Below are 16,141 nucleotides of genomic sequence, written 5' to 3'. Positions count from 1 at the left end.
TTTGCTATAATAGAGATTGTCATTTTAAAGATAAGGGGTTAGTTATATGAGCAATTCCCGTTCCATTTTATCTCAGCCAGAGTGGCGTATTGTAGATCAGTCTAGTTTGGGACCAACATTCCATGCATTGCAGTCATTCGCAATGGACGACACATTATGCACAAGTATAGGAAATAGCCAATCAGCTACAACAATGCGCTCTTGGGTTCATCACAATACAATTGTTCTTGGCATTCAAGATTCACGCCTACCACACTTGGAACAAGGTATTTCCTTTTTAAAAGAAAACAACTTCAATGTTATCGTTCGTAATTCTGGCGGGCTTGCAGTCGTACTTGATGAAGGTGTGTTAAACGTATCACTTTTATTCCAAGAGACGGAAAAAGGTATCGATATTGATCTTGGATACGATACAATGTGGCATTTAATTCAGGAAATGTTAAAAGATTACGATGTTACAATTGAGGCAAAAGAAATCGTTGGTTCTTACTGTCCTGGTAGCTACGATTTAAGTATTCGCGATCAAAAATTTGCTGGTATTTCACAGCGCCGTATTCGCGGTGGTGTCGCTGTCCAAATTTATCTCTGTGCTACAGGAAGTGGCTCTGAACGTGCCACACTCGTTCGTGATTTCTACAACCTAGCCATTCAAGGAGAAGAAACACGCTTTACGTACCCTGAAATTGTACCGAGTACGATGGCTTCACTTTCAGAATTACTTGGCGAAACCATTACAGTACAAGATTTAATGATGCGCCTTTTAAAAACACTGCAACAATTCGCTCCAAAGTTAACACCATCTCAATTAACAATAGATGAAATACCTTTATATGAGACGAATTTACAACGTATTATTGATCGTAACAATAAAGCACTTGGCTTAGAAAAATAAAGACCGTCGCTATTTTAGCGACGGTCTTTATTTCAATTCGTTATAGAATTAAAGTGCTTGAGCTGCTGTAATTAAAGCTAACTTGTACACTTCTTCTTCGTTACATCCACGAGATAGGTCGTTTACAGGCATGTTTAAACCTTGTAAGATTGGTCCTACTGCTTCGAAGTTACCTAAACGTTGAGCGATTTTGTAGCCGATATTACCAGCTTCTAAGCTTGGGAATACGAATACGTTAGCATCACCTTTAATTGTAGAACCTGGAGCTTTTTTCTCAGCTACAGATGGTACAAATGCAGCATCGAATTGGAATTCTCCATCTAAAGTTAATTCTGGAGCCATTTCTTTTGCAATGCGAGTTGCTTCTACAACTTTTTCTGTTTCTGGAGATTTCGCAGAACCTTTTGTAGAGAAGCTTAACATAGCAACGCGTGGATCAATGCCGAATAGTTCAGCAGTTTTCGCACTTTCGATACCAATTTCAGCTAAATCTTGGCTATTTGGTGCAATGTTAATTGCGCAATCAGCGAATACATATTTCTCTTCTTCACGTACCATGATGAATACGCCAGAAGTTTTTGTAACGCCTGGTTTTGTTTTAATGATTTGAAGTGCTGGACGAACTGTATCAGCTGTAGAGTGAGCTGCACCACTTACTAAACCGTGTGCTTTGCCCATGTATACAAGCATTGTACCGAAGTAGTTTTCGTCTTTAAGGATTTTGCGAGCGTCTTCTTCAGTTGCTTTACCTTTACGGCGTTCAACGAAAGATGCTACCATTGCATCCATTTCTTCGTATGTAGCTGGATCGTAAATATCAACGCCTGCTAATGTTAAATTCATGCTAGCAGCTTTTGCGCTAATTTCTTCTTTATTACCAACTAAGATTGGTTTTACTAACTCTTCTTTTGCTAAACGCTCTGCAGCGCCTAAAATTCTTTCATCAGTTCCTTCAGGAAGTACGATAGAAATGCCTTTTCCTTGAACTTTTTCTTTTACTGTTGTAAATAAGTTGCTCACGAATAAACCCTCCTACATATGTTAAAAAAACTCTATCTTTAAGAATACTTCTTTTCCTCTATATTTTAAACTTATAGCTCCCAAAAAATAGATAAAATAAAAATGATTATATTTTCATAAAATTCAGCCGTTAAATTCACCTTGCTTAAACACTTAAATGTGACAATTTTATGCGCCAAGGTTTTATATAGATGATTTTAAAACTATATATGCTATAGTTAACGTGTAAAACTATCATTAACTGAGGTGAATAGAATGAGTGAAGCAACAACAACGTTAGATGGCTGGTATTGTTTACATGATTTACGTTCTATTGATTGGGCTGCATGGAAAACATTATCTAGCGACGAACGCGGACAAGCTGTGTCTGAATTTTTAAATGTCGTTGAAAAATGGAACGACGTAGCTGCTACAAAAAAGGGCAGTCACGCAATGTATACAGTTGTTGGCCAAAAAGCTGATATTATGCTTATGATTTTACGTCCAACAATGGAAGAGTTAAATGAAATTGAGACAGAATTGAATAAAACAACTTTAGCTGAATATATGGTTCCTGCATACTCTTACGTATCTGTTGTTGAACTAAGCAACTACCTTCCAGCTGATGAAGATCCATACCAAAATCCACAAATCTTAGCTCGCTTATATCCTGAGTTACCGAAAGCAAATCATATTTGCTTCTATCCAATGGACAAGCGTCGCCAAGGTGATGACAACTGGTACATGCTTCCGATGGAGGAACGTAAGAAAATGATGTACAGTCATAGTAAAATTGGTCGCCAGTACGCAGGTAAAGTACGCCAAGTTATTTCAGGATCTGTTGGATTCGACGATTTTGAGTGGGGCGTAACATTATTCGCTGACGATGTTCTTCAATTTAAAAAGCTTATATATGAAATGCGCTTCGATGAAGTAAGTGCTCGTTATGGTGAATTCGGAACATTTTTCGTTGGAAACATTTTACCAGACGAAAAAGTAGAGAAATTTTTACACATATAAATCGTGAAAAAGGAACGAAATTCGTTCCTTTTTTTATTCCTCTCTATATTTCTCCTCAAAAAAGTTCTTTTTTCCGCAAATTTGAACAAAAATCGACAAATTCCTTTTAAATACCTTACAAAATTGTAACCTTTCTATATCCAAATTTATGCTAAAATGGTACGAGCTATATGCTAATAACGATGCGAAGGTGATAATGTATATGAAGAAAATCTTGTCTATTTTACTAGTGTTTTTATTGTCAATTTCTTCCTTAGGAGTAACAACATCCCATGCAGAAGAAAAAATACACATTGAGGCAGCTGCTGCACTTCTATTTGATGCAGATACAGGAAAAATACTGCATGAACAAAATCCAGATGAATTACTAGCTATCGCTAGTATGTCAAAATTAATTGTTGTTTATGCTGTGTTAGAAGCAATTAAAGAAGGAAAAATCACTTGGGATACAAAGGTAAACATTTCCGATTACGCTTATGAAGTTTCACGTAATAATGAATTCTCTAACGTGCCGTTCGAAAAAGGACGTCAATATACTGTAAGAGAACTATATCATTCTATCGTTATCTTCTCTGCAAACGGATCTAGTATTGCCTTAGCAGAACTTCTTGCAGGAAGTGAGAAAAACTTCTTAAATCTTGCAAATGAACATGCAAAAAAACTAGGGTTAAAGAAATATAAATTTGTAAACGCTACTGGTTTAAATAACGCTGACTTAAAAGGAAAACATCCTGAGGGTACTGATCCAAATGCAGAAAACTCTATGTCAGCTCGCGATATGGGTATACTTTCAAAAGCAATGATTACAAAGTATCCAGAAATGCTAGAGGATACAAAACAAAGATTTAGAAACTTCCCAGATAATCATCCGAAACCAATTCGTATGGAAAACTGGAACTGGATGTTACCAGGAGCTGCTTTCGCTTATGAAGGTACTGATGGTTTAAAAACTGGAAGTTCTGATACAGCTGGATACGGATTTACTATTACTGCTAAACGTGGTGATGTACGTCTTATTTCAGTTATTATTAAAACAAAATCAATGGACGAGCGCTTCACAGAATCTCGTGAGTTAATCGAATACGGGTTTAATAACTTCGAAAAACAAAAACTAAAGGTCGATAAAAACAATACACTCTCTGTAGTACAAGGGAAAGAAGATCAAGTAACTGTTGCACCGGAAAAAGAAATAACCGTAATTGCAAAAAAAGGTAGCAAAGACCCTTATAAAGTTGGAACTGAAGCAGATAAATCACTTGCTGAAGATGGTCATTTAGTTGCTCCTATTAAGAAGGGTGCCAAAGTAGGCTCCATTACGTTAGAATCAACTGATAAATATGGTTTCTTAGACGGTAGTAAAAGTATGAAAGTTACTGCAAAAACGACAGAAGAAGTTGAAAAAGCAAATTGGTTTGTGTTAACAATGCGCTCTATCGGTGATTTCTTCTCAAACTTATGGTCTAAAGTTTTTTAATAAAAAAGCTGGCTCACGCTAGCTTTTTTTATTTTCTACTCCCAATGTAAAACTTCGTTTGGTTGTCATATCTGACTCTTTTTCCTCATACGTATGAACTAGTAATTGTTACACACTTCATCTAGAGATAAACCTCTTTCCAAAAGGTATTCCAAAAAGAGAGGTGACACATAATGGGCGTTATCGCGCATAACGAAGAAGATGTTAAATTATTAGCTAGATTGATGCGTGCTGAAGCTGAAGGAGAAGGGCAACAAGGAATGTTAATGGTTGGAAATGTTGGAGTAAATCGTGTCCGCGGGAATTGTTTAGACTTTAAAAATATTCGTAATTTACGTCAAATGGTTTATCAAAACCCTGGCGGTTTCGAAGCAACGCAAAAAGGATATTTTTATCAGCGTGCGCGTGAACAAGATATTGCTCTGGCAAGACGGACCATTCAAGGGCAGCGCTTTTGGCCTGCCAACTTTGCCTTATGGTTTTTTAGACCTGAAGGTGCATGTCCACCAACTTGGTATAACCAGCAAAACTCTGGTCGCTTCAAAAAGCACTGCTTCTTCCAGCCAAATGCTGGGGATTGCCCTAGCATATATTAAGTAATGAAAAATGAGGAGGGATTTTTGAATGGCACAGCAACAAAACCCGTATTACGGAACAGGTTTCTATCAACCATCTGGAACTTACGTACAACCGCAACAAATGACTCCACAGCAACAGCAACAACAGCAAGCAATGCAACAACAAGCTGCGCAAGCTCAATATGCTGTTTCTCAAGGTATGTTACCTCTAGAACAGTCATATATTGAAAATATTCTTCGCTTGAACAAGGGCAAGCAAGCCACAGTTGTAATGACTTATGAGCGTGGCAGTTCACTCGGTACACAATCCTATACAGGTATTATCGAAGCAGCTGGTCGTGATCATATTGTAATTAGTGAGCCAGAGTCAGGGAAACGTTATTTACTACTAATGATTTACTTAGATTATGTAGAATTCCCAGAAAGAATTACGTATTTGCCTGGTCAACAAGCAACTTATGCTCCAAGACCATAAAAAAAGCTGGCATATGCCAGCTTTTGTTTTTTATAATCCTTTTACAACTGCAGTTCCGACTAAGATCCATGCCACAATAAACGCTACACCACCAAGAGGTGTAATTGGACCAAAGAACTTAATACCCGTCGTACTTAATGCATACAAACTACCTGAAAACATAACAATCCCGGCTACCATAAGCCAGCCAGCAGTAGTTAAAAGTGATGATTGAATTTTATCCATCAATAAAGCAACTACAAATAGTCCACCTGCATGAAACATTTGATATGTAACACCTGTTTTCCAAACCTCTAACATTTTTGCAGAAACTTTATTTTCTAAACCGTGTGCTCCAAAAGCCCCTAACGCAACAGATAGCCCCGCTGCAATACAACCTAGTAAAAAGAAAATTTTCATCTTAATTCCCCTTTTTTACTTTTATCATAAGCAATTTTTTCATATAAGCCAAACGATTTATCCTCTAAAAATCAAATAAAGAATTACCGTTTGCATCACTTTCTTTTATATACACTGGCTCATCAGAAACCGGTGCAATTGGTTGCATCGTGATTGGTTGTGATCCAATTATTTGTGATTGAATTTGTGGCTCTCTATACGTAGAAGATTCAACTTGCTCATCTAATAATAAATCACATAAAGCACGCACAACTAATACATGTTCTTTTGATTTTTGTCCTTCACTACTTTTTGCCTTTGCAATTTCATTCGCCATTTTATTTAAAATTTTATCACTCGATATTTGCATTCCTCGTCACCTCTTACTTTGTAGTTCTTTCTCAAATTGTCCCAGCTTCTCTACTGAACCAAATACTATTATCATATCATGTTCTTGCAGTTTTTCCTGCCCCGTTGGATTATGTATAACATTCCCATTTCTCAAAATCGCTAAAATTGTTACATCAAATTGATTTCTCACATCACTCTCTAGTAATGATTTATTAGCTAAAATAGAGCCCTCGCCGACTGCAATTTCTTCAATTACAAATGACTGCTCCACACCATACAGTACTGTATCAATATAATGAACTGTTAACGGATTCGCAATACCTTGGTCATACATATAACTGCTATCCATAATTGCTTACGTGCATTCATATCATGTTTCAACTCTTTTCTCTATCTACAATCTTTGCCAGTGGAAATGAAATACATATATACTAGATACGGAATCTATGAAAGAGGTTGATATAATGAAAACATTTCTTTCCGCCTTACAATGGGCACTATTTATTTTAGCTGGGAGTCTTATTGTACCAATTAGCGTCGCAACTAGTTATGGTCTTGATGGCGCTGAAGCTATTGCATTCGTACAAAGAACATTATTTGTTCTTGGCTTTGCCGGTCTACTGCAAGCTATATTTGGACATAAACTTCCTATTCAAGAAGGTCCTGCTGGCCTTTGGTGGGGAATTTTCTCCCTGTATGCAAGTTTAGGTGTCGTATTATTTGGATCAAACAATGAGACACTTAAAGTTCTTCAATATGCTTTCTTATTAAGTGGTATCATTTGTATTATTCTTAGCGTTTTTGGACTTATTGATAAACTCGTTCGCTATTTTACACCGACAGTCATTGGAACGTACTTATTTCTTCTTGTTGCACAACTTAGTGGTTCCTTCTTAAAAGGAATGTTCGGTCTTGATGGAAAGCATACAGAAGTACAACCTAACGTATTTATTCTTTCACTCATTGTTATTTTACTATCCTTTTTCATCATGAAGCTACCTATTATCGGACAATATTCTGTTCTTTTCAGTATCGTTTGCGGCTGGATATTATTCGCATGCTTCGGATTATCTAATCCAATAACACCAGTGACAGACATAATCCGTTTTCCATCCTTATTTGTTTTCGGAATGCCTCGTGTTGAATGGAACATGGTAATTACGGTCATTTTCGTTACACTCTTACTTCTAACAAATATGTTAGCAAGTATTCGTGTTGTACAAAAGGTTGTCTCTAAATATGAAGAAAATGCTGCATCAGATCGTTTTAAACAGGCCGGTATTATAACGGGAATCAATCAATTACTAGGTGGCCTGTTTTCGGCTATCGGACCTGTCGCTATTTCTGGATCAGCAGGTTTTATTGCAACGACTAATATTTATAAACGCCTCCCATTTATATTAGGGTCAAGCTTTATTATTGTCGTTAGTATATTCCCAAAGATCACTTCATTCTTTGCGGCAATCCCAGTTGCAGTTGGTTATGCTGCCATTTATCCTGTATTTGCAAGCATGATCGGTCTCGCCTTTCGGGAATACGAAACGGTACAGGATAAAGAACGATTATTTAAAGTAGCGGGTCTGTCAATCTTCACAGGAATTGGGGTTATGTTCGTTCCAGCAGGAGCATATTCCACGCTTCCACCATTTCTAGCTTCATTCCTAAGTAATGGTCTCGTTCTTGGGGCTGTAATGGCAATCTTACTAGAAATACTATTTTCTCGTTCGACAGCAAAACAAGTATCGTAAATTGGAAAACTTCCATTATTGCACTCTACCTTTAGAGTTGTTACGATAAAATAAACATTTAATCATTGGGGTTTTGTCCATCCCCAATGATTATTAATTAATATGATGAGAAAAACACTCATAAAAATGAATCTACTTCTTTTTAAAGAGGTTCGATGTCTTACTATTATTCCTTACATCTCCATGAACATATATTTGATTTAAATAAAGAAAGGACTTTTCAATATGACTTATAAAATGATTGTTTTAGATTTAGATGATACTTTATTACGTGACGACCATACTATTTCACCTCGTACGAAAGAAGCTCTAATGACCGCACAAGAACAAGGTGTAAAAGTTGTACTTGCTTCCGGACGTCCAACGTTTGGTATGCGCAATGTAGCGAAAGAACTTCGTTTAGAAGAATACGGCAGTTTCATTCTATCTTTTAATGGCGCAAAAATTATTAACTGTAAAACAAACGAAGAAATCTTTAGTAGTACGCTATCTCCTGAAATCGTTCACAACCTATTTGAAATTAGTAAAACTGAAGATGTATGGATTCATACTTATATTGGCGATGATATCGTAACAGAAGAAAATAATCCTTATACTGAAATTGAGGGAGATATTACTGGTATGCCAATTGTTGTTGTAGATGACTTTAAAGCTGCTGTTAAAGAGCCAGTAGTAAAAGTATTAATGAATAAAGAAGCTGAACGCCTTGTTGAAGTAGAATCAAAACTACAAAAACAACTAGAAGGACAATTAAGCGTTATGCGTTCTAAACCATTCTTCTTAGAATTTACTGAAGCTGGTGTTACAAAAGGAACGAGCTTAAACCAACTGATTCAAAAACTTGGCATTAAGCGTGAAGAAGTTATCGCAATGGGCGATAGCTATAATGACCAAGCAATGATCGAATTCGCTGGTCTTGGTGTTGCAATGGGCAATGCACCTGATGATATTAAAGAAATTGCAAACTATGTAACAGATACAAATATGAACGATGGTGTAGCAAAGGTTGTAGAGAAGTTCGTACTAAAAAAAGAAGCACTTGTTTAATATTTTCATTCATAAAACCTATTTGAAGTCAAACACTTCAAATAGGTTTTTATTTAAATTACCATGCTTTTGTGACTATATTTTGAACTTTGCACTATTCTCGTAGTGTAAACTTTCTTTTTGTATATAATGAAACAAAATAGACTATTTTATTTTGAAAAAGAATACAAATTTACTATAAACAAGCATACGTTAAGGGAGGCCACTTTACATGTTATCTACACCAATCGGACGATTAAGAGCAATTGGACTTATTGAAGGGATTTCTTTCCTACTACTATTATTTGTAGCAATGCCATTAAAATATTTCGCAGGATTTGCAACAGCTGTTAAAATTACAGGCATGGCTCACGGTGTTTTATTTATTTTATTTATCTTCGCAGTAATTCAAGTAACAATCGTACATCGTAAATCAATTTTATGGGCACTTGGGGCATTCGTTTCATCGGTTATCCCATTTGGCACGTTTGTACTAGATGCAAAATTAAAGAACGAGCAACAATAATGAAAAGGTAGTTAACGACTGTTAACTACCTTTTTTATTTACAAATTTGGAATTTCCCAATCAATTTCCCTCTCGCCCATATTAGCTAAAATCGTATTTACTTTAGAGTATGGCTTACTTCCGAAGAAACCACGTCTTGCTGATAGTGGGCTTGGATGTACAGATTCGATAATGTGGTGCTTCGTATTTGTAATTAATTTTTTCTTCGCCTGTGCATGGCGTCCCCACAATATGAAAATAACTGGCTTTTCACGTTCATTTAATAGCTCAATTACGCGATCTGTGAAATGCTCCCATCCTTTTCCCTTATGAGAATTTGCTTCACCTTGTCGAACTGTTAATACAGTATTTAATAATAAAACGCCTTGCTCTGCCCACTTTACTAAATAACCGTTATTTGGAATATCATACCCATATTCATCTCGAAGTTCTTTATACATATTTAACAACGACGGTGGCGTTTTAATACCGGGTTGCACAGAAAAGCTTAAACCATGCGCTTGATTTGGTCCATGATATGGATCTTGTCCTAAAATAACGACCTTTGTATTTTCATAACTTGTATACTCTAGAGCGTTAAAAATATCTTCTTTCTTTGGGTAAACAACATGTGTACTGTACTCTTCTTTCAAAAAACCAGCTAGCTTACGATAATATTCTTTCTCAAATTCTGGTGCCAATAGTGGCCCCCAATCATTTTTTAAAACATTTTCCATGCTTTCACTTCCTGTCCAATTAATTCACCATATCCTGTTTTGTAAATACTACAAACGAAATAATAAGGGAAACAACTGCCCAAACCGTTAAATTCATTAAAGAAAACTCCATCGATAAACCTTGTAATGCAGGTAGTTTTCCTGATAAATAATCCGTTAATGATAAATTCACACTAAAAATATATTTCGCGCCTTCCCAAGATGTTGCGAACGAGCTTAAAATACCGCCTGCAATTAATGCAGCTAGCATAACGCCCATACCAGCTGGTGTATTACGAATTAAAACAGAGACCATAAATGATATAGTTCCGACAACGATAGCAACAAACCAAGCTAATCCATATGCCATCAAGATATATTGCCACTGCGGAATAAGATGTACAAAATTCGTATTTAACGTTTCCTTATCAATGACGAATCCTGTTAAAACAGGTAAATTCCATCCCGAGTATCCAAATACAAGCCCTGATAGTATGTAAGCAAACAAACCTACAAGAAACAGTATGAGCGAGATGAAAAATAACATCGTTACGTATTTACTAAGGAGTATTTTCCAGCGCCGAATCGGCCGCGTAAGTAACATCTTCATCGTCCCATCACTTCGTTCTCCTGAAACGATATCAATGGCGACAATCATTACGAGAAGCGGAATAAATAACGTAATCCCTTGTTCAATAAACGCTCTGACAAAAGTCGGTGCGCCCGGTGCCATCGGGTTAATATCATGATCTAAATAATATTGTTGCTGCTCAACTCTTACCTTTAACCAATCACGCCATTCTTCTGGCAACCTAGAATTGTTCAACCGGTTCTGAGAATCAACAATTTGCTGTTGTAATGAAACCTTCCAATCAGTTGTACCGAGCCTTTTCTGTGTCGTTTCTATTTCACGATACTGCGCGTACACAAAAAGTGGGATTAAAATTGCTAAAATAAGCATGACAACAAAAATACGTTTCTTGCGGTAAATCTTTTCTGATTCATTTAAAACTAGATTCGCAAATTCACGCATGCTGCTCCCCCCTTGTGAGTTCAATAAATAAATCTTCTAGCGTAAATACAAGTTCTTTAACGCTATGTACATCTATCTCGTTTTCTACAAAATGTTTATTCCAATTACTTATAGATGCGATATTCATACGGCATAGTAATCGATCACCTTCTATACTCACTTCTCTTACTTCCTCAGCATCTTCTAGCATATCTTTTGCTTTCCCAATCGGCGTAACAATCCATTCTACACGGTCACTTGCTGTTTTAATTAACTCTTCAACCTTGGCAACTGTTATCATCTTTCCTTTATGAATAATAGCAACGCGATCACATATCATTTGCACTTCACTTAGCAAATGACTGGAAATAAATACGCTCATATTTTCTTCTTTTACAAGCTTATGTATAAATTCCCTAAGCTCTCTAATTCCAGCTGGATCTAAACCGTTTGTCGGCTCATCTAATATGAGCAATTTAGGATTTCCAAGAAGCGCTTGTGCAATGCCAAGGCGCTGTTTCATACCGAGTGAGTATGTTTTTACCTTATCGTGAATTCTTTCATCCAAATGAACCATTTGAGCAATTTCCATAATACGTTCATCTGATATATCACCTAACATACGGGCAAATTGCTTTAAATTTTCCCATCCCGTTAAATATGTATACAACTCTGGGTTTTCAACGATACTCCCAATTTGACGCATCGCTTCTCTGAAATTTTCCTTAATCGAATAACCACCGATAGAAATTGTACCTTCTGTCGCCTTAATTAATCCGACTAACATTCGAATGGTAGTCGTCTTTCCAGCACCATTTGGTCCTAAGAAGCCGAACACTTCTCCTTGCGTTACATCAAAAGAAATATTCTCTACAAGAGTCTTATTTCCAATTACCTTCTTCACGTCTCGTACGGAAAGTATCGTCGTCATTTTACCCCTCCTTGTTCTAGTTTTAATTTACTTGCTACATTTTGAACTAATCGGTCCGCCATATATGTATACCCTATTTCATTCGGATGAAAATGATCGGAGTATAATAAATCTTTCCCACGGTTTTGGAACAAATCAAATGTCGGTGTAATATACACATTTTTATTATTTACCGCCAATTTTTCTAAAGATGCATTCCAGTCTATAACAATGTTTGAAGACCCCTTTAAATCTTCTACATCTTCAAAAGGATTATATAAACCTAGCCAAAAAATTGGGCTATCTGTATTTAACTTACGAATTTCTTCTATAATTTTCTTCGCTTCATTTTGGAATGTTTCCGTATCAGGACGATACGTTTCTAAATCTATCTTTCCAAGCGATTCCCAGCCTGGAAATAAATCATTTCCTCCAATCGTTAAAACGATTACATCTGCTTGTTTAATTGAATATTGAGCGCCACTACTCTCAATTTGTTTTAATAAGTCAGGCATTTTCGCACCACTAACAGCTAAGTTCGTTAAGGCAACCTTTTGCTTATAATCTTTTTGTAAATCTTCTTTCATCCGTCCAATATAGCCAATTCCTTCTTTATCACCAACACCGCGTGTTAATGAATCACCTAAACTAACGATTTGTAACGTTCCCGTTTTCTTTTTCTCCTTTGTCACTACATCGGTCTTTTTAATTAAATTTGAAGCTTTCGGATTTAATACATCATTTACACCTGAAACAAAGCCATATGCAAATAAACAGAAAGATGCAATTGTAATGAGTAGAATTACTTTAACTACTTTTGATCTCATATCAAAACCCCTTTTAGCCCTCATAGATTGTCCATAATTATACCAAACGCAATTTTGAAAAGCGATTTTCAAACCTTATCTATTATGTTGTTTCCCTATGTACTAATTGTGGCAATAACTCTACGTGCTTTATATCGATTTGCTTATCATTAATCTTTTCATATAATAATTCAAATGCCTTCACGCCAACATTTTTACTACAATATGAAATCGTCGTAATGCCTAAAATGTCTGCTACATCTTGATCATCACAACCGATAATCGTAATATCCTCTGGAATACGAATCCCTTGTTTTTTCGCTTCTGTTACCATCCCCGCTGCAATATGGTTGCAAGATACAAGAAACGCTGTTGGTTTTACTGACATAGAGGCCAATTCCCTAATTACATTACGCCCATCTTCCACCGTAAAACAGCCTTTAAACTTCCAAGCCTCTATCGGTGTTACAGCAATCTGTTGAAGCGAATCTTCATATGCTTGTTTTCTTCTTTGACTATTAATACTGTTACTTCTTCCAATGCAATACCCAATACTTGTATGGCCCGCATCTATTAAGCTCTTCATCCCGCGCGAAAACACTTTATAATAATCAATATGCACACTCGAAATGTAGTTCGAGTCTATTTCTTCACACATAACAATAGGACCAAATTTCGTATATTCTTCGAGCTTTTCCTTACTATTTGCCCGCGAACATATAATAACCCCATCAAGCTTTTTCATTTTTAACATATTCAAAATTTCTAATTCTCTTTCCTCGCTATAATTCGTCTGACAAAGCATCATATTATAATTATTCTTTGCTGTTTCCTTTGATATTCCCTCAATAATAGCACTATAATATTGGTCATTTACATGCGGTAATAAAACGCCAATGACATTCGTTTTCCCTTTCACTAAATGAATTGCATTCACATTTTGCGTATAGTTTAATTCTTCTATAATTGCTAAAATTTCTTTTCGCTTCTGTTCATTCACATATGGATGATTATTTAGTACACGTGAAACAGTTGAAACAGATACCCCAGCAAGTTCAGCAATCTTTCTTATATTCGTCATCTCATTTTCCCCTTCCCTGCAAAAATTCTCCCTTGACCTGGTAAGCTTTCCACAATATATCCTTTCCTAGCAAATACTTTTTGAAAGGATATACAACTATGCTTCGAGTCAAATTAGAACATATATTTTTCATTGGCGGTCTACTCATTCTCGCCATCGGCATTAATATGATGACGACAATTACTTCCTTTGGACTGAGCCCTTATGATTCCTTCTTTATTGCACTATATCAAAATTTTGGGATAAGTATCGGTTTTTGGATTTTCATGATTAACTTTGCTTTTACCCTTATCGTACTCTTTTGGAATAAAAAACAAATTACGATCGGTACAATTGTAACAATGGTTCTTATTTCTCTTTTTGTTGATTGGATCGGTTCCATTCCAACTATTATGGACGCTATCCGTTCTCTTCCAAAATATATAACACTTATTTGCGGAAATCTATTCGTTGGAGCTGGAATTGGTCTTTACGTCTCTACAAATCTTTGTGCAGCACCTCAGGAAGCTTTCGTTTTAACAGTTGCTGAGAAAAAGAAATGGACATTTAGAAGGACAGAAATTTCGTTAGCATTCTTATTTTTAACATTAAGCTTCTTATTAGATGGACCTATCTATTTTGGAACAATCATTTTATCCTTTACAACAGGCTGGATTATACAAGCATTTATTCAAGTTGGTACACAAATTTTAAATAGAAAAAAACCTATTAAGCAAGCTGCTTAATAGGTTTTTTTATTAGTAGAGATACTACTTAGCATCTCCTTCAATTCGGTAGTTTGCTTTCAAACAATCTATTTCTTCATACCCTTGCAACGTATGTAGAATATAATCATAATCAGCAAGAGAAGCACGATGCGTTACAATGACAATTTCAGCCTTTCCTTTCTCTTCAAGCGGCATTTGAATAATCTTTTCAAAGCTAACACCACGCTCAGAGAATAACGAAGTAATTTTTGCAAATACACCAATTTCATCTTTTACATGAAGTCTTAAAAATTTCTTTACAACAATTTCGTCTGGCTCTTTTAATACTTTTTGATATTGCGGGACTACAGCACTATTTCCTGTTACCCCTAATCTAATATTTTGCATTACAGCTACTAAATCAGAAACAACAGCTGTTGCTGTCGGTAAACTTCCTGCACCTGGTCCATAAAACATCGTTTCTCCAACTGCTTCACCATACACATATACAGCGTTATATTCGTTTTGCACGGCCGCAAGAGGATGTGTATTTGGGAGTAATGTCGGTTCAACTGTAACCTCTAATTTCTCACCATCTCGCTTCGCAAGACCGATTAATTTAATCGTGTATCCTAAACTCTTACTGTATTCAATATCTTCTTCTGTAATAGAAGTAATGCCTTTTACCTTCACATCTCCAAGCTCTACATTTGTAGAGAAACCAAGGGTAGCCAAAATTGTCATTTTTCTTGCTGCATCTAAACCTTCTACATCTGATGTTGGATCTGCTTCTGCAAATCCAAGTTGCTGAGCTTCTTTTAACACGTCGTTATATGCTCTCCCTTCATCTGACATTTTCGTCAAAATAAAATTTGTCGTTCCATTTACAATTCCCATTACTTTCGTAATAAGATCTGAAGAAAGTCCCTCTACGATACTTCGTAAAATCGGAATCCCTCCGGCTACACTTGCTTCATAAAACAAATCTGCTTTATTATCTTTTGCTACCGCTAACAGTTCCGCTCCATGTAACGCCATTAAATCTTTATTGGCAGTCACAACATGCTTCCCGCTTTGTAAAGCTTGTAAAATATGTGATTTTGCGTCATCAATGCCACCCATCACTTCGATGACAACATCAATATTTGGATTATCTAAAATTTCATTTGCATTTTGCGTTAATAGAGTAGAAGGTACCTCTACTTCTCTCTCTTTTTCAATATTTTGTACTAGCACTTTCGTTACTTTTACAGGACAACCTACTTGGTGTATCAGTCGCTCTTGGTGATCTGTAATGATACGAACCACACCGCTCCCAACTGTCCCAAGACCTAATAAGCCAACTTGAATTTCTTTCATAATACTGTCCACCCCTCAAAAATTGTGTTTAGATGAAATTATATGAGTAAAAAATCTGAAAAACAATGTTTTTAGAACATTCGAAAAAAATATAAGTTAACCATTGCAGAGAAAACGTTGCCACG

Annotated in this window: 18 protein-coding genes and 1 pseudogene; 9 read left to right on the top strand and 10 right to left on the bottom strand. The window is 36.1% G+C overall.

Going from position 1 to position 16,141, the window contains the following annotated elements:
• The first annotated feature begins 46 nt into the window (after positions 1-46).
• Positions 47-892 (top strand): octanoyl-[GcvH]:protein N-octanoyltransferase, encoded by an 846-nt coding sequence (lipL, locus tag RTP99_RS12230; RefSeq protein WP_000071961.1) that lies wholly within the window; start codon positions 47-49, stop codon positions 890-892.
• 48 nt (positions 893-940) lie between these two features.
• On the opposite strand, the gene pta is transcribed toward lipL, so the two are convergent.
• Entirely contained in the window at positions 941-1,912 is a 972-nt protein-coding gene (gene pta, locus RTP99_RS12225; protein ID WP_000067215.1) for a phosphate acetyltransferase, read from the bottom strand.
• A 255-nt stretch (positions 1,913-2,167) separates the two neighbouring features.
• On the opposite strand from pta, the gene hemQ reads away from it, so the two are divergent.
• The 4 genes from hemQ to gerQ all read left to right on the top strand — a co-directional run bounded on the left by hemQ (position 2,168) and on the right by gerQ (position 5,438).
• Positions 2,168-2,911, top strand: coding sequence for a hydrogen peroxide-dependent heme synthase (hemQ, locus tag RTP99_RS12220; protein WP_001287588.1), 744 nt, complete (start codon positions 2,168-2,170; stop codon positions 2,909-2,911).
• 196 nt (positions 2,912-3,107) lie between these two features.
• Positions 3,108-4,385, top strand: a complete 1,278-nt coding sequence (locus RTP99_RS12215; protein ID WP_172656216.1) for a serine hydrolase — start codon at positions 3,108-3,110, stop codon at positions 4,383-4,385.
• A gap of 173 nt (positions 4,386-4,558) precedes the next feature.
• On the top strand, positions 4,559-4,981 hold the full coding sequence (gene cwlJ, locus RTP99_RS12210; RefSeq protein ID WP_000538151.1) for a cell wall hydrolase CwlJ: 423 nt from the start codon (positions 4,559-4,561) through the stop codon (positions 4,979-4,981).
• A gap of 28 nt (positions 4,982-5,009) precedes the next feature.
• The gene (gene gerQ / locus RTP99_RS12205; protein ID WP_000068646.1) at positions 5,010-5,438 is read left to right on the top strand and encodes a spore coat protein GerQ; all 429 of its coding nucleotides are present in this window, start codon (positions 5,010-5,012) and stop codon (positions 5,436-5,438) included.
• Positions 5,439-5,468: 30 nt separating this feature from the next.
• Here the strand turns inward: gerQ and RTP99_RS12200 are convergent, their stop codons facing one another.
• The 3 genes and pseudogenes from RTP99_RS12200 to RTP99_RS12190 form a co-directional block, all read right to left on the bottom strand.
• Positions 5,469-5,837, bottom strand: a complete 369-nt coding sequence (locus tag RTP99_RS12200; RefSeq protein WP_000688323.1) for a DUF423 domain-containing protein — start codon at positions 5,835-5,837, stop codon at positions 5,469-5,471.
• 64 nt (positions 5,838-5,901) lie between these two features.
• Positions 5,902-6,186, bottom strand: a complete 285-nt coding sequence (locus tag RTP99_RS12195; RefSeq protein WP_001167353.1) for a YwdI family protein — start codon at positions 6,184-6,186, stop codon at positions 5,902-5,904.
• A 6-nt stretch (positions 6,187-6,192) separates the two neighbouring features.
• Positions 6,193-6,492: pseudogene (locus RTP99_RS12190) on the bottom strand (cation:proton antiporter regulatory subunit); the annotation flags it as partial.
• 139 nt (positions 6,493-6,631) lie between these two features.
• Between RTP99_RS12190 and RTP99_RS12185 the strand changes: the two are divergent.
• The 3 genes from RTP99_RS12185 to RTP99_RS12175 all read left to right on the top strand — a co-directional run bounded on the left by RTP99_RS12185 (position 6,632) and on the right by RTP99_RS12175 (position 9,467).
• Positions 6,632-7,915, top strand: coding sequence for a purine/pyrimidine permease (locus RTP99_RS12185; protein ID WP_000847022.1), 1,284 nt, complete (start codon positions 6,632-6,634; stop codon positions 7,913-7,915).
• A 225-nt stretch (positions 7,916-8,140) separates the two neighbouring features.
• The gene (locus RTP99_RS12180) at positions 8,141-8,962 is read left to right on the top strand and encodes a Cof-type HAD-IIB family hydrolase (protein WP_000221377.1); all 822 of its coding nucleotides are present in this window, start codon (positions 8,141-8,143) and stop codon (positions 8,960-8,962) included.
• 211 nt (positions 8,963-9,173) lie between these two features.
• Positions 9,174-9,467 (top strand): DUF3817 domain-containing protein, encoded by a 294-nt coding sequence (locus RTP99_RS12175; RefSeq protein ID WP_000953390.1) that lies wholly within the window; start codon positions 9,174-9,176, stop codon positions 9,465-9,467.
• Between the two features lie 38 nt (positions 9,468-9,505).
• Here the strand turns inward: RTP99_RS12175 and RTP99_RS12170 are convergent, their stop codons facing one another.
• From RTP99_RS12170 to RTP99_RS12150, 5 genes are read right to left on the bottom strand one after another with little or no spacing between them, the layout of a single operon-like run.
• Positions 9,506-10,183, bottom strand: coding sequence for a uracil-DNA glycosylase (locus tag RTP99_RS12170; protein ID WP_000432538.1), 678 nt, complete (start codon positions 10,181-10,183; stop codon positions 9,506-9,508).
• Positions 10,184-10,202: 19 nt separating this feature from the next.
• Entirely contained in the window at positions 10,203-11,195 is a 993-nt protein-coding gene (locus RTP99_RS12165) for an ABC transporter permease subunit (protein WP_001206473.1), read from the bottom strand.
• Positions 11,188-12,105: an ABC transporter ATP-binding protein gene (locus RTP99_RS12160; protein ID WP_000207752.1), complete on the bottom strand. Its 918-nt coding sequence runs from the start codon at positions 12,103-12,105 to the stop codon at positions 11,188-11,190. The genes RTP99_RS12165 and RTP99_RS12160 overlap by 8 nt, the downstream gene beginning before the upstream one ends.
• On the bottom strand, positions 12,102-12,983 hold the full coding sequence (locus tag RTP99_RS12155; RefSeq protein WP_116733336.1) for an SGNH/GDSL hydrolase family protein: 882 nt from the start codon (positions 12,981-12,983) through the stop codon (positions 12,102-12,104). Before RTP99_RS12155 ends, RTP99_RS12160 begins: the two co-directional genes overlap by 4 nt.
• A gap of 10 nt (positions 12,984-12,993) precedes the next feature.
• Positions 12,994-13,971, bottom strand: a complete 978-nt coding sequence (locus RTP99_RS12150; protein WP_000181973.1) for a LacI family DNA-binding transcriptional regulator — start codon at positions 13,969-13,971, stop codon at positions 12,994-12,996.
• A 98-nt stretch (positions 13,972-14,069) separates the two neighbouring features.
• Between RTP99_RS12150 and RTP99_RS12145 the strand changes: the two genes are divergently transcribed.
• A complete protein-coding gene (locus RTP99_RS12145) occupies positions 14,070-14,696 on the top strand; it encodes a YczE/YyaS/YitT family protein (protein WP_000946664.1) in 627 nt (208 codons plus the stop codon).
• A 24-nt stretch (positions 14,697-14,720) separates the two neighbouring features.
• Here the strand turns inward: RTP99_RS12145 and RTP99_RS12140 are convergent, their stop codons facing one another.
• Positions 14,721-16,016: a homoserine dehydrogenase gene (locus RTP99_RS12140; protein ID WP_000659115.1), complete on the bottom strand. Its 1,296-nt coding sequence runs from the start codon at positions 16,014-16,016 to the stop codon at positions 14,721-14,723.
• Positions 16,017-16,141 lie beyond the last annotated feature (125 nt).

Source organism: Bacillus sp. (in: firmicutes), from assembly GCF_031983925.1.
In the GTDB taxonomy this organism is placed as follows: Bacteria; Bacillota; Bacilli; order Bacillales; family Bacillaceae_G; genus Bacillus_A; species Bacillus_A pacificus.
Note: the sequence above shows the minus strand (reverse complement) of the source record. Positions and strands in the feature narration are given on the sequence as shown.

What these genes read in the sequence shown, in the direction of transcription:
- lipL (WP_000071961.1), top strand. Translation starts at nt 47, where the DNA reads ATGAGCAATTCCCGTTCCATTTTATCTCAGCCAGAGTGGCGTATTGTA.
- hemQ (WP_001287588.1), top strand. Translation starts at nt 2,168, where the DNA reads ATGAGTGAAGCAACAACAACGTTAGATGGCTGGTATTGTTTACATGAT.
- RTP99_RS12215 (WP_172656216.1), top strand. Translation starts at nt 3,108, where the DNA reads ATGTATATGAAGAAAATCTTGTCTATTTTACTAGTGTTTTTATTGTCA.
- cwlJ (WP_000538151.1), top strand. Translation starts at nt 4,559, where the DNA reads ATGGGCGTTATCGCGCATAACGAAGAAGATGTTAAATTATTAGCTAGA.
- gerQ (WP_000068646.1), top strand. Translation starts at nt 5,010, where the DNA reads ATGGCACAGCAACAAAACCCGTATTACGGAACAGGTTTCTATCAACCA.
- RTP99_RS12200 (WP_000688323.1), bottom strand. Translation starts at nt 5,837, where the DNA reads ATGAAAATTTTCTTTTTACTAGGTTGTATTGCAGCGGGGCTATCTGTT.
- RTP99_RS12195 (WP_001167353.1), bottom strand. Translation starts at nt 6,186, where the DNA reads ATGCAAATATCGAGTGATAAAATTTTAAATAAAATGGCGAATGAAATT.
- RTP99_RS12185 (WP_000847022.1), top strand. Translation starts at nt 6,632, where the DNA reads ATGAAAACATTTCTTTCCGCCTTACAATGGGCACTATTTATTTTAGCT.
- RTP99_RS12180 (WP_000221377.1), top strand. Translation starts at nt 8,141, where the DNA reads ATGACTTATAAAATGATTGTTTTAGATTTAGATGATACTTTATTACGT.
- RTP99_RS12175 (WP_000953390.1), top strand. Translation starts at nt 9,174, where the DNA reads ATGTTATCTACACCAATCGGACGATTAAGAGCAATTGGACTTATTGAA.
- RTP99_RS12170 (WP_000432538.1), bottom strand. Translation starts at nt 10,183, where the DNA reads ATGGAAAATGTTTTAAAAAATGATTGGGGGCCACTATTGGCACCAGAA.
- RTP99_RS12165 (WP_001206473.1), bottom strand. Translation starts at nt 11,195, where the DNA reads ATGCGTGAATTTGCGAATCTAGTTTTAAATGAATCAGAAAAGATTTAC.
- RTP99_RS12160 (WP_000207752.1), bottom strand. Translation starts at nt 12,105, where the DNA reads ATGACGACGATACTTTCCGTACGAGACGTGAAGAAGGTAATTGGAAAT.
- RTP99_RS12150 (WP_000181973.1), bottom strand. Translation starts at nt 13,971, where the DNA reads ATGACGAATATAAGAAAGATTGCTGAACTTGCTGGGGTATCTGTTTCA.
- RTP99_RS12145 (WP_000946664.1), top strand. Translation starts at nt 14,070, where the DNA reads ATGCTTCGAGTCAAATTAGAACATATATTTTTCATTGGCGGTCTACTC.
- RTP99_RS12140 (WP_000659115.1), bottom strand. Translation starts at nt 16,016, where the DNA reads ATGAAAGAAATTCAAGTTGGCTTATTAGGTCTTGGGACAGTTGGGAGC.